The sequence below is a fragment of the Saprospiraceae bacterium genome (genome assembly GCA_016709995.1).
Taxonomy (GTDB): Bacteria; Bacteroidota; Bacteroidia; order Chitinophagales; family Saprospiraceae; genus JADJLQ01.
The window spans coordinates 175842-190994 of sequence record JADJLQ010000002.1; the positions used below are offsets into that span (position 1 = coordinate 175842).

General features: G+C 42.0%; 11 protein-coding genes and 1 pseudogene. 7 read left to right on the forward strand and 5 right to left on the reverse strand.

Annotated elements, in window-relative coordinates; genetic code table 11:
- Positions 1-185 precede the first annotated feature (185 nt).
- From IPJ09_15150 to IPJ09_15165, 4 genes are all read right to left on the reverse strand, one after another.
- Entirely contained in the window at positions 186-380 is a 195-nt protein-coding gene (locus IPJ09_15150) for a hypothetical protein (GenBank protein MBK7372746.1), read from the reverse strand.
- A gap of 259 nt (positions 381-639) precedes the next feature.
- Positions 640-3057 (reverse strand): glycoside hydrolase family 95 protein, encoded by a 2418-nt coding sequence (locus tag IPJ09_15155; protein MBK7372747.1) that lies wholly within the window; start codon positions 3055-3057, stop codon positions 640-642.
- A gap of 43 nt (positions 3058-3100) precedes the next feature.
- Entirely contained in the window at positions 3101-3868 is a 768-nt protein-coding gene (locus IPJ09_15160) for a sulfite exporter TauE/SafE family protein (GenBank protein MBK7372748.1), read from the reverse strand.
- Between the two features lie 48 nt (positions 3869-3916).
- On the reverse strand, positions 3917-4825 hold the full coding sequence (locus IPJ09_15165; protein ID MBK7372749.1) for a mechanosensitive ion channel: 909 nt from the start codon (positions 4823-4825) through the stop codon (positions 3917-3919).
- Between the two features lie 252 nt (positions 4826-5077).
- On the opposite strand from IPJ09_15165, the gene IPJ09_15170 reads away from it, so the two are divergent.
- The 4 genes from IPJ09_15170 (at position 5078) to IPJ09_15185 (ending at position 9380) form a co-directional block, all read left to right on the forward strand.
- Positions 5078-6550, forward strand: coding sequence for a Gfo/Idh/MocA family oxidoreductase (locus IPJ09_15170; protein ID MBK7372750.1), 1473 nt, complete (start codon positions 5078-5080; stop codon positions 6548-6550).
- A gap of 185 nt (positions 6551-6735) precedes the next feature.
- A complete protein-coding gene (locus IPJ09_15175) occupies positions 6736-7101 on the forward strand; it encodes a BlaI/MecI/CopY family transcriptional regulator (GenBank protein MBK7372751.1) in 366 nt (121 codons plus the stop codon).
- Complete coding sequence (locus IPJ09_15180; protein ID MBK7372752.1) at positions 7098-8633, forward strand: M56 family metallopeptidase; 1536 nt, start codon at positions 7098-7100, stop codon at positions 8631-8633. The genes IPJ09_15175 and IPJ09_15180 overlap by 4 nt, the downstream gene beginning before the upstream one ends.
- Positions 8634-8900: 267 nt before the next feature.
- Positions 8901-9380: a hypothetical protein gene (locus IPJ09_15185; protein MBK7372753.1), complete on the forward strand. Its 480-nt coding sequence runs from the start codon at positions 8901-8903 to the stop codon at positions 9378-9380.
- A 91-nt stretch (positions 9381-9471) separates the two neighbouring features.
- Here the strand turns inward: IPJ09_15185 and IPJ09_15190 are convergent.
- Positions 9472-11606 (reverse strand): annotated as a pseudogene (locus IPJ09_15190) (hypothetical protein).
- Between the two features lie 608 nt (positions 11607-12214).
- Here IPJ09_15190 and IPJ09_15195 point away from each other — a divergent pair.
- The 3 genes from IPJ09_15195 to thrC are packed head-to-tail and all read left to right on the forward strand — an operon-like array spanning position 12215 to position 15151.
- The gene (locus IPJ09_15195) at positions 12215-13252 is read left to right on the forward strand and encodes a COX15/CtaA family protein (GenBank protein MBK7372754.1); all 1038 of its coding nucleotides are present in this window, start codon (positions 12215-12217) and stop codon (positions 13250-13252) included.
- A 31-nt stretch (positions 13253-13283) separates the two neighbouring features.
- Complete coding sequence (locus IPJ09_15200) at positions 13284-13814, forward strand: Uma2 family endonuclease (GenBank protein ID MBK7372755.1); 531 nt, start codon at positions 13284-13286, stop codon at positions 13812-13814.
- Positions 13815-13858: 44 nt separating this feature from the next.
- Positions 13859-15151, forward strand: a complete 1293-nt coding sequence (gene thrC / locus IPJ09_15205) for a threonine synthase (protein MBK7372756.1) — start codon at positions 13859-13861, stop codon at positions 15149-15151.
- Positions 15152-15153 lie beyond the last annotated feature (2 nt).

Sequence of the window (15153 nt, forward strand, 5' to 3'; positions counted from 1 at the left end):
GATTATCTGTTGCCTTAAAAAATCGTCCGCAAATTTAGTTATTAAACCCAAATAAAAAGTATCCGCATTGCTAAGCCTACCTCCTGTCACTTTTATTACAGTCCAGCCTATTAAACAAAAAACCTTTGAGTCTCAGACTCAAAGGTTGATCATCTTGCGCCAGATGTGGCATAATGTGGTGTTTTTTAGACTGCCGCATGCAATCTCGAATACTCCAGGACTTTGTGCACACTCTTCAGGGAGGGTCTGATACGGAGGTTTTTAAACCGATCTATGAGTTCATGGATCTGCTGGTCTTCTTCCGCGGTGTCACCAGGTTCATGGTCTATTCCACCCAGGTTATTTGATACAAGTTCTTTTTGTGTAAAGGTTTTTGCCATAAAGTTTGATTATTGATCATAAATGAATTTACAATATAAAAACTGCCCTAAAGCAATGATTATTGCAATCTTATGAAACTTTCTACTGTTAAATAAATAAGCGCTTGTTTATCAGAGAAGTATACAATCGCTTTTTATCTGCTTTTAAAGAAACCAATGCTTTGGGAGGGGACTACGCTATTCAATATGCCTGTTTTTTCTAATAAACTCGGATTCTTTCTTATTAAAAACTCTTATTGACCTTAAATTGCTTCAACTTTTAATTCAAGAAGCCATCTAGTTGAATTGTTTCTCCTGCATGTAAGCGTATTTGTTTTAATTTCTCTTTGTACCGGACAACATAAGAACCGCCCTGATCGGATTTTATGGAAACTTTTGTCAGGGCACCCCCTTTCCAATCGATATTAACCGTACAGGCGCCTCTCGACCTCAGTCCATGTATTGATCCTTCGGACCAGGCAGCAGGAACAGCAGGCAACAGGTGAATCTCTCCGTTTTGTGATTGCAATAACATTTCAGCAATGGCGGCAGTACCTCCAAAATTTCCGTCTATCTGAAACGGAGGATGGGTGTCAAATAAGTTGGTGAGTGTGCTTTTTCGCAACAATTCATTCAGGTTTTCCAGCGCCTTTTCTGGTTCAAGTAATCGAGCAAACAAGCTTACAATCCATGCTTTGCTCCACCCGGTATGTCCGCCGCCATTGGCCAGTCGCCGTTCGAGTGTTTTTTTTGCTGCCTGAAAATACACCGTGTCATTGGGTGATATCAGGTTCAATGGATACAAACCAAGCAAGTGCGAAATATGTCGGTGTCCTGGTTCTACTTCTTCATAATCTTTGATCCATTCCTGCAAGGTTCCATTTGCTGAAACCTGTAGAGGAGGCAGGAGTTTTTGGGCGTCCTTCACTTGCTTTACCAGGCCCGCATCTACATTCAGTTTTCGGGCTGCTTGAGTGAAATTGTTGAACAGGGCGTTGACTATATGAATGTCAACCGTGGGCATGTAACATAATTGTGACTTTTCTTTTGGATTCGTATTTGGTACATAAAATACATTTTCCGGAGAGTGTGATGGATTGGTCACCAGGAAGCCTTCGGGTGATTTAATCAGGTAATCCAATACAAAAGAAACAGACCCTTTAATCATCGGATAGGCAACATTCCGCAAGTAACCCATATCCTGAGTAAATTCATAATGGTCGTAAAGGGCAAAGGTCATCCATGAACCGTCCAGGGGTGTAATCCCCCACACTCCATCCATTACTCCTGTTACTCCAAAGGGATCGGTAAGGTGATGCATCGTCCAGCCTCCTGCATTATACATTTCTTTGGCGGTCACTGCTCCTGAAGTAGTCAGCTCCCGCATAAAACCCGACAACGGGATAACTGTTTCCGGAAGATTGCCGGTTTCGGCGGGCCAATAGTTCATTTGCAAGTTGATATTGGTATGGAAGTCGGCATTCCATGGTGCATCATAAAGATCATTCCATATACCTTGCAGGTTGGCTGGCAACCGACCTGGTTTTCTGGATGAGTTCATTAAAAGGTAACGGCCATACTGATAGTAGAGCGTGATAAGTCCCTGGTCGGATTTTCCTTCTTTCATCCGGGCCAAACGTTCGTCGGTTGCCATACTCTTCAATTCATCGTCGCCCAATGAAAATTTCACACGATCAAAAAGTAGCTGATGATCTTGTGTATGAATTACTTTTAGTTGGCTAGGTTTAAATTTTTCTGCTTTTGCAATGATTGTTTTGCAAATACCCAAAGGGTCAAGTTGAGGGTCCGTATCTAGTTTTTTAAGGTTATAGTCGGTTGCCCCTGTAATAACAAGCACTATGTTTTTCACCGACTGAAGATGAAACCCTGTTGACTTATTGGTTATTATAGGTTCTATCTTTCCATCGACTGATAAAATTTTCATTGTGGCAGCATATCGCATGTGCTTTCCGGGCAGACCTTTGTTTGGTTCCTCGGCATCCACGATTTGTCCTGTGTAAAAAGCGAGCCCCTTTTCATTTTTATAAATATTGGTATAAAAAGGAACAAAAGGTGGATCTGATTTTTTTCTTTTATCCTTATTCTCGTTATCGTTATCGTATTCCCGCGAAAGAAGCACATCGGCATTAAAGACCATTTCGGCGTTAATACTGATCACTATAATATCTTGTGGCGCAGAAACAAAAACTTCTTGAGTAACTTTATTTCCATCAATGGCGTATTCTGATTTTGCAATACCGTTGTGCAGATTCAGTGATCTTTTGTACACAGTTGGCTCTGTCTTCCATTGGTAATTGATAAAAAGATTTCCCAAAGGTTGGTACGACCGGATTCGCGGAGGTGTTCCCACCATATAATTATTGGCCAGGTCCAACGCTTTATTATATTCCTGATGAAATATGGCTTGCTGAATTTCGCCAAGATGAGCCCTTGCTTGCGGATTGTTGTTGTTTGTTTTTGATCCGGCCCATACACTTTCCTCATTAAGCTGGATGTTTTCGTGCAGGTAATCGCCATAAATCATCGCACCCAACCTACCATTTCCAACGGGTAAGGCTTCCGTCCATGTTTTTGCAGGCTTCGAGTACCAAAGCGCTGGAGTTTCGGTTTGACAAAAAACTACTAAGTAGCCTATGAGGCAAAACAGCGTCAGCATTACCTTCCTTTTATTGGTCATAATTTTATTTATCTTTTTCTTTTTTGGGTCGTACCCTTTTATCTCATAAATCCAGCAGCACCAACAAAGAGGAGATCGCAGTCAGCCAAAGGATCAGGTTTTTAAACCTCCGCTCATTGAGGTTGGCCACAATCTTTACTCCCAACCAAAATCCAAGGAGTATACCGGGTACCAGTATCAGGTTGAGAGATAGTGTTTCTGGCGTCACTGTCTTCCACACCCATATATGAAACGGAAGCTTAAAAAGATTGAGTAAAAAAAACATCCATGCTGCTGTCCCAATAAAATTATCTTTTAACACCCGCATGCTGATAAAATAGATATTAGAAAATCCTCCGGCCAGATTGCCTATCATTGAAGTAAATCCTGTCGCCAATCCCATCACCGAGGAAACAGCCCAATGCGAAGGGATGCGGGCCAGCGGTTTCTTTTCCCAATAAAACAAAGCACCTACCGACAATAAGATGATGCCTGCCATCATGCGTTTGAATAATTGGTCATCTATTCTGTGTCCAAACCATGCCGCGAAGATCACACCGATCGCTATCCATGGGATCAGCTTGATGAGAATGGGCCAGACTGCATGCCTTTTGTAGTAATATACCGCGCAGATGTCTGCCACGATGAGCATGGGCAATAAGATTCCGGTGGATGGCCGGCTGCCAAATATCCAGGCCCAGATGGCAACAGAGATAATTGATATCGGTCCCACACCTGCCTTGGACATACCTGTGATCATGGAGGCCATAATGATCAGCGACCATTGGAGAGGGGTGAGATGATATTCAATTGGAATGAAAGTCAGATACATGCCGTGCAGTGTAAAAGTAATGAGAGTCTATCGACTATCTTGGTTTTCCTAACTTTCAATTTTCTTTTGTGTGTCTTTTTGTAGCGACTCGGTTATACCACTACCCGTGTCATGATGAAGTACCATTTGTGGAAAAGGGATTTCGATACCTGCTCGATTAAATTCCTTTAAAAGTCTTTTTCGTATTTCTCCCGCTATTACCCATTGTTTTAAGGGTTGAGTATCTCCTACAATTTTGATGATAATAGAAGAATCAGCAAAGTCATCTATTCTTAAAAAACGCGGTGGGGTGATAATGGAGCCCTTCCAGTCAGGATCACTGGCCATGTCATTGCCAATGCGATTGACCACTTCTTCTACCTGGTCCATATTGGCGTTGTACGATACACCAACATTGATATTCACCCTGGCGAAAGTTTTTGAAAGGTTGGAGACTATTTTTATTTCTCCATGAGGTATGTGATGGACGGTACCATCCAGGTCTCTAAGTGTACTCCTTCTCAAACTAATATCTTCGACTAATCCTGAGGTTTCATTGAGAAAGACCACATCCCCGATCCGATATTGATTTTCCAATATGATAAATAGTCCGGTGATCAAATCCCTGATGATATATTGTCCTCCAAACCCCAATGCCAGGCCTACGATCCCGGCTCCCGCCAAGATAGGTCCTATCATAATACCGATTTCTTGCAGGAACATCATCCCAACTAATATTATCAGCACCACCCTAAACGTAACTGCAAAAATGCGAATGAGGGTATCTTCTCTTTTCTTTTCAGATTCATTGGAGGAATGGTTGTCTGGTTTTACAGAAATCCTTACAGCACCCTCTATAAACCTGGCTGCTAGCTTGTGAATAAAGTATGCCCCGACGAGAATCAACAATATTTTTAATCCATGTGTGAATATCCACGGGATCAACTGTGCCGTCCATTTTTCAAAATACTCTTTCATTCAATGTCCTTATTTGGTTATTGTTCTTAATATAGTCTTTTTCTGGATAGTGGTATTTTGCCACGCTGTAAATACGATATAACCTGTCGATTAAAGCAAAAACTGCTGGACCAAAAGTGGTATCCGAAAGTGTTGACTTTGCAAGATCTCTGAAGACTTGAAATCTTTTTATATAATTCTATTATTTCCGAGCAATAAAGTATCGATGAAATAGAGAATCTACTTAACTTGACGCTATCAAATAAAATAAAAATGAATAAAAAGATCAACAAAAAACGGAGGGAATTTGTCAAGCAATCCGGGATAGCCGCTGCTTCTTTCTTTATTGTGCCTAGATATGTGTTGGGCAAGGGGTATACCGCACCCAGCGACCGCCTTAACCTGGCAGCCATCGGGGCAGGAGGCAAAGGAGAGTCGGACATAAGAAATGCATTCTATAACGGTGTCAATCAGGTTGTTGCACTGACCGATGTCGATACCGCCCGTTGTAAAAATTCACTTGAAAAATTTTCTTCTGCGACCAGGTTCAAAGATTTTCGAAAGATGTTTGATACCATGGGTAAAGACATCGATGCGGTGACTATCTCTGCTCCTGATCATATCCATGGCATAGCCGCTATAACGGCCATGCAGCTGGGCAAACATGTGTATGTTCAAAAACCTTTGACCCACAATCTTTATGAAGCCAGACAACTGACCGAAGCTGCCAGAAAATATAAAGTAGTATCTCAAATGGGTAACCAGGGAGCCTCTAACCCCGGTCAACAGCAGATGATTCAGTGGTTTGACAAGGGTTTGATCGGTAAGGTTGACAAAGTATATGTCTGGACCAATCGACCGGTATGGCCTCAGGGTATCCCTGCCCCTACTGAAAAACCGCCTCTCCCTGAGTCCATGTCACCTGCCGATTGGGATTTGTTTCTAGGCCCTGCCAGTTATGTAGATTATCATCCACTGTATCACCCTTTTAAATGGAGGGGTTGGTGGAATTTTGGCACCGGCGCCCTTGGCGATATGGGTTGTCACCTCATAGATCCTCCGTTTAGAGTCTTGGGGCTTGGTTACCCCACAGAAGTAGAGTGTAGTGTGGGCCAGGTGTTTAAACAAGATTGGGTACCTGAGTTTATACCAGAAGGTTGTCCTCCTTCATCTCACGTTCAGCTCAAATTTAATGCTACTGCCAAAAATAAAAGTGCAATTACCCTCACCTGGTACGATGGAGGCATCCGCCCCTTCCATCCGGAGTGGATCCCTGCTAACGAGCCCATCGGTGACACCGACAGCGCCAATGGTGTTATGATGATAGGCACCAAAGGTGTCATGACCTGTGGCACTTATGGATTGGTACCCAAGATTTATTTTAAAAACGGTAAAAAATTGGAGATGGATCCTAATTTTTCAACTAGCAATAAAAATGAAAAGCTGCCGGAGTATGGCCATCAGGTATCCTGGACAGAAGCCTGCAAAGCCGGTTTTGGTAGTGCACAGCATCGATCCCTCACCTCTTCTTTTGATTATTCCGGTCCTTTGACAGAGACCGTCATCATGGGTAACCTGGCTATCAGAAGCTATGGTCTCGGCACTCCCAATGCCAATGGTAGAGGCATGACATATAATGGTCGTAAAAAGCTTTTATGGGACGGCAAGAATATGAAGATCACTAATCATGATGAAGCCAACCAGTTTGTAGGCCGATCCTATCGTGAAGGTTGGAAGTTGATTTGAGAATAATTTCAATTCACAGATACTAAAGCCCTTTCAATCTATTTTGGAAGGGTTTTTTTTATTTAGCCCATCAAACAAGGTCTGAGGTTTTGACACTGGGTTGTATGCAACATACAAAATATTTTTTTCTTACCCCTTGACAATACTACGAAAACATCGTAGATTTGACAAAAAATTCGTAGATGATTCAAAGATTAACCCCTCAGGAAGAGCAAGCGATGAAGGTCATCTGGCTGCTCGGCGAGACCAATATCCGCGCTATCCTTGATGAACTTGGAGAGGCTGAAGTGCCTTATACCACCCTGGCCTCGACGATCAAAAATCTCGAGAAGAAAAAATATCTCACTTCCCGCAAGATCGGCAATGTAAGTCTCTATAAGCCGACCGTGACCGAAAAACAGTACAAAAAATCTTTCATGCAGGGATTTGTCAAAGACTACTTCGACAATAGCTACAAAGACATGGTCAATTTTTTTGTGGAACAAGAACGACTAAGTCCCTCCGAACTCAAAGAAATCATTGCTCTCATCGAAAAAAGTAAAAAATCATGATTGCCCCTGTTTTGATGTTTTGTCTAAAACTATCGATCGCCTTGAGTGTATTGATGCTGTGCTATCAATTGTTTTTATCAAGGCTTACTTTTTTTACTTCCATTCGATGGTATTTCATCTTTGGTATTCTCCTATCTTTTATTCTGTCCACGGCTACCTTCAGCTCAAGCCCAATCTCTCCAGTTTCCTTTTCGGATCCTTTGACACGGTATATACCCAGTCTCCATCAATTTTCCATTTCCGAAACTACGGTGACTGACACTGCTGCTTTACCTTATTCTCCTGGTCAATGGTTGATCTTTTTTTGGATCCTCGGTATGACCATCTTTATTGCCAGGTTCGTTATACAATTTTCGTCATTAATTGGACTAAAAAAGCGAGCTATCAAACTAGTGCCCTCAGAACTTCCAATTTATATTTTAGATCAAAAAATCACCCCTTTTTCTTTTATAGACTCGATCTTTATAAATCCGACAGGAATGTCTTCTGATGAATATGAAAAAATAATCCGCCATGAGTGGATCCATATTCGTCAACGGCACAGCTTTGACATATTGATTGGTGAGCTCATCTGTATTCTCAATTGGTACAATCCTGTAGCCTGGTTGCTTAAAAAATCTATCCGTCAAAACCTGGAGTATCTCACTGACGACCTGATGGTCAGGCAGGGAGTGGACGCCCAAGCTTATCAGTATCTATTGGTAAAGGCTCTTGGTCAAAACACGTACTCTTTCTCTTCTACCTTTAATTTTCATTCTTTAAAATCCCGTTTACTTATGATCAATCGTATTAAATCTCATCCCTTTCAACGATTAAAATTTTTAATTGTCCTACCCGTGGTGCTTATCTTATTATTGGCCTTTAGATCTGCTCCTGCAGTCATTCCGGACACATTGACTTCGGTGAATGCTTTTATAGATATACCTATATCATTGCCCTCGACAGATTTGGGTAGCTCCGTCCATCCTCAACCAGCAATTGTACCATTTAAAAGTATATCGGAACGCTTTATTACAGATACTGTGCCACAAAAAAAATCGAAAAAGGACGAAGACTATTCCATGTCCTGGTCCTGGTCTACCGATGAGGATGATGAGATCAGGCGCATCACCATTCAGGGCAACTCGGATGATGGGGATGTCGCTACCGTTTATTTTATCAATGGCGATAAAAAGGCTTTTAACCTCAACGATATAGCTGAAAGACGAGAGTTCAATGACAAATACGGTAGTAAAATGCCGATGGTACCACCAGTTCCTCCAGTTCCTCCAGTGCCCCCCATCCCGCCAGTTCCTCCAGTGCCGCCGGTGCCTCCCATCCCGCCGGTGCCTCCAGTACCGCCGGTGCCACCAGTACCCGGCTTGAGTCTTTTAGAAGATATTCGGCTTCCTGATGATATATTAGAAATCTCGCAAACCAGAGAAAAAATCAAGTTTAAGTTTAAAGACGGTCACGAAGAGTCATACGATATGAATGACCCTAAATCCAAAAAGAAATTTAAGGAGAAATTTAAAGACATTGAAGAGAATTAGCCGACCCGCCGGAGTGGAATAAAAAATTATTTTGGTTAGGCCTGTTTTAAAACCGGGGGCTATAGATGGCCCCTTTTTTGTATTCCTGTAGAATTGATCTACTTAATAATAAACGCAAATAACGCATTAGCGCTATTTGCCCAAAGGGTCCGACGCTTGCGGTTGGACTGTGACATTTATCTTCATCAGCTGATGAAGATATTGATCTTAGACATTCCAATGCTCAATATGGGATAATATCTTATTTTCACGCTTCAACCACGAAGCATGAAATACCTTGTTTTTTTATTGATTTTAATCTCGGCCTGTAAACCTCGTGAAGAAAGTAGTTCGGTGGCGGCAGAGCCTGCTGCTGATCTGTATGCCTACGACAGTCTTTATGCCGCAAGCCTTGGTGCCGATGATTATGGGATGAAATCTTATGTGCTGGTCATGTTAAAGCGTGGGCCCAATCGATCCCAGGATTCAACCACCCGAGCTCAACTTCAGGCTGCCCATATGGCAAATATCAATCGCCTGGCTGAGGAGGGTAAATTGGTGTTGGCCGGTCCTATGATGACGGACGAAGACATCCGGGGAATTTATCTTTTTAACGTGACTACTTTAGAGGAAGCAAAAAAGCTGACAGAGACTGACCCTGCTATACAGTCCGGGTCTCTCATTATGGAGATGCATCCCTGGTATGGCTCTGCTGCTTTGATGGATATACCCCGATTGCATAAACGCGCCTCTAAAAAAGACATTTAATTTACTCGATCCATACCCTCCTTTTTCTCCGTGTCTCTCTGTGCCCTCCGTGGTATCCTTACATTGCGAGGCAACCACTTCACTCCCCTTCCTATTCTCTTTCTGCCCTCCGTGCTATCTCCACATCCTTAGCCACCGTTCCGCGTAAATGCTCCCAATGAAACCGCAAATGATCATTTTCCTGCCAGGGTAATCCGTCCTGCTCGCTGTAATGCACCAGGGGCATATCCTTATATATAGGTCTGGTGATTTTTATGACTTCGTCCCAATACTGAAGAGCCCTGGTTAGATGATCTATGGCCGTTTGTTTATTGATATCTTTTCCCTGAGTCCTATAGGTTTGCAAAGCTATCGCTCCCTTTATTTTTTCTGCCAAATGTAATCCCAGATAGGCCCAGGTCCTGATGTCAGCTACTTCGTAGAAAAGTGCTTTATCGCTACAGCTATCAATGTTTTTGACCAGGCGCAATGCTTTGTTACAATCTTTCGTCAACATGCTGGCCAATATGGGTGGTGTGATTTTCGTTTGTGGAAGTTTATTTTGACTTGAGACAGTCCTCACATATTGGTCTACAGATACATAGTCGGTATCCAGGGGTGGCTGATGGATCAAGCGATCTATGGAAATATACTCTACCCGTTTGGTCAAATCATCCAGGGCCATCATACCTTCACTATATAAGGTAAAGTCCCATCTAAGATCAAAATCGGAGGCTAGTCTCAGTGGAGTTTTTCCTGCCAGGACAGAAGCTGCAAGCAGATGTTTGCCACGATTACCATATCTATATATGAATTCGTCATTAAATACATTATCAGTTACATATGGGTCATACAAGAGTCTGCCCCAGATTTTGTAGAACAACCATTGTCTTTCAAAAGCATAGGACCAGGTCATGGATGTCGTGTCTGATGTGAAATAGTCTTTGGCTGGAATATAGGTCTCCGAACCAATAAAATACCCACCTGAATAAGCTTGTTTGTTGTCCAGTATATGTTGTCTCACAAATGCCGGGACACCCCACCTTAAACAGAAAAAATCCTCATTGCGGGCAGTCCAGGTGATTTTATATTTTTCCGAGGTTGGTTTGAAATAGGTGTCATATAATTTTCCTCCATGTACTTTAAACAGCTTGGTAGAAGAGTGGGCGTGAGACCAATTAAATTTAAGATCTGCCCAAATAGGGCCTTCTGTAAAACCTAAGTCCGCTTCAGATTCGATGATTTTGCGAGTGAGTTGCTCCGTTTCTATACTGGTGGCGCCTCCCGAGCCAGTGTTGCTGGACAGGGGTATGCGGTGGATAAATTTTGAAGGTCTGTTCGCTTGTTTTAAGCCTTCGATAATGGTCTCTCTGACCCAGGACTCCCTTTGCGCCGGAGTCATCCCCCCCATATCCAAGGGTCAGTCCCATTCCGGTGAGCTCGGGATATTCATTGAGCATCTGAGTCACACTTTCCCTGGTATACCTTTTGATGATTTCAGCAGTATCTCCTTTAACAAAAAAGTGATGTTCGAGATTGTCCATGGCTACCTGGTGAGCCCTGGCAAATTCAGGGGTGACGAAAATATTGAACGGCATGATATAGGTATCGATAGCCCTTTCACTGGCCATGTGGGTGATCGCATGAAAAAGAGTTTGCCATTCTTTCATTTCTTTGTCTGTCCAGGGGCTGGCTTCCGGAAAGTTCTTTGGTTTGATCAGATAGGTATAAGTATGAAGGTTCCAGAGCGTCAGACTATTGAGCCTTGTTTTCCGCCATCATGTCTAAAAATGCCTTCCAATATAGGGTATCTCTACAGGTCTCATCATGCAGGCTCAAGGCATAGCTATGTCGATATGTATCCCAGGGTAGGTCATATTTAATACCCCGAATGGAAGAAAGGGTTTGCTTTGGCTGTTTTTAATCTGAGCCAGGGTATGGCCATGAATCAGGTCTTCTGCGATGGAGAGACATCCATAGATAAGTCCTCTTTCATCACCTCCCCGCACCAGGATTTGTCGTACTTTAAGTTGGATAACATATGCCTCTGCCTGTAGTTGCAGACTTATCTATACGCAAGTTTATTTGAAAAGGTTTATTTGATTTGGCGGTTTTTTGGTCTGCAGCAGTTAGGGCATCTTGCATTCTCGCTACAGCATAAGATTGCCTGGGTGAGGCAGGATCATAGGATATCGTCTGGGCTAAAACAGGTACAATAAAACGCTGGGCAAATAGGATCAGAAAGATCGTAGTACTTAACTTCATATCCTGAATTTAATTAGATTCAATCATTAATATAAGGTTGGTTATTATTTCCATTCTCCGGGACCTATATTTTGCGTAGTAAGATGATTTAGACAACCATTCTGGATCTATTTTATCCACATTATTTTTTTAACTACTATATAGAGTCAAGCAGGACAGGGTCGTTTATATTTATTTATCCACATTCATCTTGTGCATAATAGCAGAGCAGCTGTGATTCTATTTTTGTTTTCCACATTTCGCCTTTTTCATATAACCTTTTACCATATATGTGTGAGTAATTATCTTGTTATTCACATTGTTTGCACAGGAGCTTTATTGATCAGTTTTGAGGATTTTTCTTATAATTACATATTACATAACCTGTAATGTATCTATTTAAGTTACTCGTAAGCAGAGCATTAATAATTAATAATTTTAAATATATATAACAAACTGTATTTAAATGGATCAGATGTTTTCCACAAACTAACAGTGCTAATAATAATAGCTTTATTTATAATTTATTTAATCTATTATATATTATTACTCCAAAGCCAAAGGGATCCAGAGTTGACGGCTGGTTGGCTATCTTTGGACCGAAATAAAAAATGCAAGCAAGCCCATACCTTAAAACTCCTGTAAAAATCTGGTTAGTCATTGGATTGGTGATGATTTTTTTTCAGATTATTATCGGAGGTATTACCAGGTTGACCGGTTCAGGTCTTTCCATCACAAAATGGGATATCGTGACGGGTGCCATTCCGCCTCTCAATCATGACCAGTGGCAAGATGAATTTGAACTGTATAAACGAACTCCGCAGTACCAAAAGATCAATCAAGGTATGGACCTTTCGAGGTTTAAGTGGATCTATTTTTGGGAATACCTACATAGGCTTTGGGCCAGAAGTATGGGATTTGTGTTTTTGATTCCGTTGGTGATATTTTGGCTGAAAGGATACCTCGGGGTGAAGGGATTAAAAAAGGATTTGTTGATCGTCTTTTTGCTTGCAGCTTTGGTGGGAATGTTTGGATGGATTATGGTGGCGAGTGGACTGGTCGAAAGGCCTTGGGTGAATGCATACAAATTGAGCATACATCTGGGTTTGGCATTGATCACGCTGAGTTTTTTATGGTGGGTATTTTTGAAATATCAATATGTAGACAGAGTCTCTCCGGATAAAATTGGGACTGTTTTGGCCCGTACATTTTTGTTTTTGGTGTCGATCCAGATTTTGTTGGGAGGCATGATGAGTGGTATGAAGGCGGCGCTGCTATTTCCCAGTTTTCCGATGATGGGAAGTCATTTGATAGACCCTATAATTTTTAAAGCTGACTCCTGGCAGTGGATGCACTTTGTGGATTATGATGTATATCCTTTTTTACCGGCTTTGGTACAGGTATTGCATCGTAGTCTGGCAATGGCTGTATTGACGCTATTTTTCATAGCGGTATTCAGGTTAGGGAGTAAGTCATTGATGATGATTGGGATCATTTTGATTGTCCAGATCATTTTAGGAATATGGACATTGCTCTCAAGTATTGGTACGATCCCGGTTGGTTTGGGTGTGATGCACCAGGCGGTAGGTATTATGCTATTAATGGCAGCGGTACATTGGTATTTTATGCAGCATCGTGCCGGCAGGTAAAAAGGCATTAAATTTGTAATAAAGAATCATTATGCATGCTTTAAAAAGTCTTCCTCACTATACATATGATGATTATAAATTGTGGGAAGGTGACTGGGAGCTTATTGATGGTATTCCGTACTCCATGAGCCCAGCTGCTACACCGAGGCATCAATATATTGCTAATAATTTGGGATTAGTTTTTGCTTTGGCTTTAAAAGGTTGCGCTGATTGTAAAGTATACCAACCTATAGATTATAAAATAGACGAATACACTGTCGTTCAACCTGATTTATTGATTGTATGCAAACCGATCAAGAAGAAATTTCTTGATTTTCCGCCAGCATTAGTGGTTGAGATTCTGAGTGATTCAACGAAAGAAAAAGATAGAGAAGTAAAGTATTCTTTATTTGAGAAAGAAGGTATCCCCTGGTATTTGATGGTGGATCCGGACAAGGAAACCGTGGAAATCTATCAACTAAAGACGAAAAAATATCATAAAATCGAGACAGTTCATGACGAGTCTTTTACTTTTAATATAGGGACTTGCAAGGCTCCTGTAGTGATGAAAGAAATTTGGTAACAAATTGATTACTAAATAATTAAAATTAAATTTTTCTATTTTTAATGAAGTATTACAGCACGAAGAGTGGTAAAGAGGACCATTCCATTTTTTTACCTTTCGAGCAGGCTATTTTTTTAGGTCCAGCTGCTGATGGAGGCCTGTTTATGCCGGATACCTTTCCCATACTAAGCCAATCCTTTATATCAAATATAGCACAGAAGTCTATTGTGGATATAGGTTGTGAAATCATCCAGCCTTTTACGGAGTTGGCAGACGCAACGTTACTAGACATAGTCTCAAAGGCATTTTCATTCCCTGCTCCACTGCATTATGTATCAGAGGATAGGTGCTTTCTCGAATTGTTTCATGGACCTACCTTGGCCTTTAAAGATTTTGGAGCCCGGTTCATGGCTCAGACGATGTCGGTCTTGAGACCAAAGGATACGGAGATCAATATCCTGGTGGCTACTTCTGGAGATACAGGTGGCGCTGTCGCCAGTGCGTTCAGTGGTTTGGAGAGCTTTAAGGTATTCATCCTGTTTCCTAAAGGTAAGGTCAGTCCCTTACAACAAAGACAGCTGACCACCTGGGAAGATAATGTCCAGGCGATTGAGGTAGATGGCACCTTTGATGATTGTCAAAGATTGGTCAAACAAGCTTTTGCTGACAAGGACCTTCGGGACAAAAAAGTATTTGGGTCAGCCAATTCGATCAATATAGCCCGACTCTTACCCCAGATGGTATATTATTTTGAATCGTACAAGCAAGCACGTTCCAAGAAAGATCTTACCCTTATAGTGCCATCAGGCAATTTTGGTAATCTCACAGCCGGGCTTTTTGCCAAGCGGATTGGGCTACCGATAGCCCATTTTATAGCTGCTACCAATATCAATGATATGGTGCCGGAGTATCTCAGGACCGGGTCGTTTGTACCAAGAGTTTCACGTGAAACATTGTCCAACGCGATGGATGTGGGTGACCCTAGCAATTTTGTGCGCATGAAAGAAATGTACAGAGGATTGGACGAACGTTCCACGTGGAACTATCTCCGTCAAGACATCAGCGAACATGTGGTCGATGACACCACTACTCTGGACAATATAAAGGAGGTGTATGAAAAGCAGGGCTATATCATGGATCCACATACAGCCGTGGCCTATGATGCTGCCAAATCCAATCCGGGTAATAATGTGATTGTGTCTACGGCGCACTGGGCCAAATTTGCCTCAACGATAGAGCGGGCGATTGGGTTTTTACCCGCTTTGCCAGAATCCCTGACCCGACTGATGGACAAAGAAGAAAGGATGGTGACTATAAGACCGGAGTATGAGCTTTTGCTGGATATAATCAGGTGAGG

Excerpts from the sequence above, each read along its gene's own strand:
- IPJ09_15150 (MBK7372746.1), bottom strand. The coding sequence starts at position 380 with ATGGCAAAAACCTTTACACAAAAAGAACTTGTATCAAATAACCTGGGT.
- IPJ09_15155 (MBK7372747.1), bottom strand. The coding sequence starts at position 3,057 with ATGACCAATAAAAGGAAGGTAATGCTGACGCTGTTTTGCCTCATAGGC.
- IPJ09_15160 (MBK7372748.1), bottom strand. The coding sequence starts at position 3,868 with ATGTATCTGACTTTCATTCCAATTGAATATCATCTCACCCCTCTCCAA.
- IPJ09_15165 (MBK7372749.1), bottom strand. The coding sequence starts at position 4,825 with ATGAAAGAGTATTTTGAAAAATGGACGGCACAGTTGATCCCGTGGATA.
- IPJ09_15170 (MBK7372750.1), top strand. The coding sequence starts at position 5,078 with ATGAATAAAAAGATCAACAAAAAACGGAGGGAATTTGTCAAGCAATCC.
- IPJ09_15180 (MBK7372752.1), top strand. The coding sequence starts at position 7,098 with ATGATTGCCCCTGTTTTGATGTTTTGTCTAAAACTATCGATCGCCTTG.
- IPJ09_15185 (MBK7372753.1), top strand. The coding sequence starts at position 8,901 with ATGAAATACCTTGTTTTTTTATTGATTTTAATCTCGGCCTGTAAACCT.
- IPJ09_15195 (MBK7372754.1), top strand. The coding sequence starts at position 12,215 with ATGCAAGCAAGCCCATACCTTAAAACTCCTGTAAAAATCTGGTTAGTC.
- IPJ09_15200 (MBK7372755.1), top strand. The coding sequence starts at position 13,284 with ATGCATGCTTTAAAAAGTCTTCCTCACTATACATATGATGATTATAAA.
- thrC (MBK7372756.1), top strand. The coding sequence starts at position 13,859 with ATGAAGTATTACAGCACGAAGAGTGGTAAAGAGGACCATTCCATTTTT.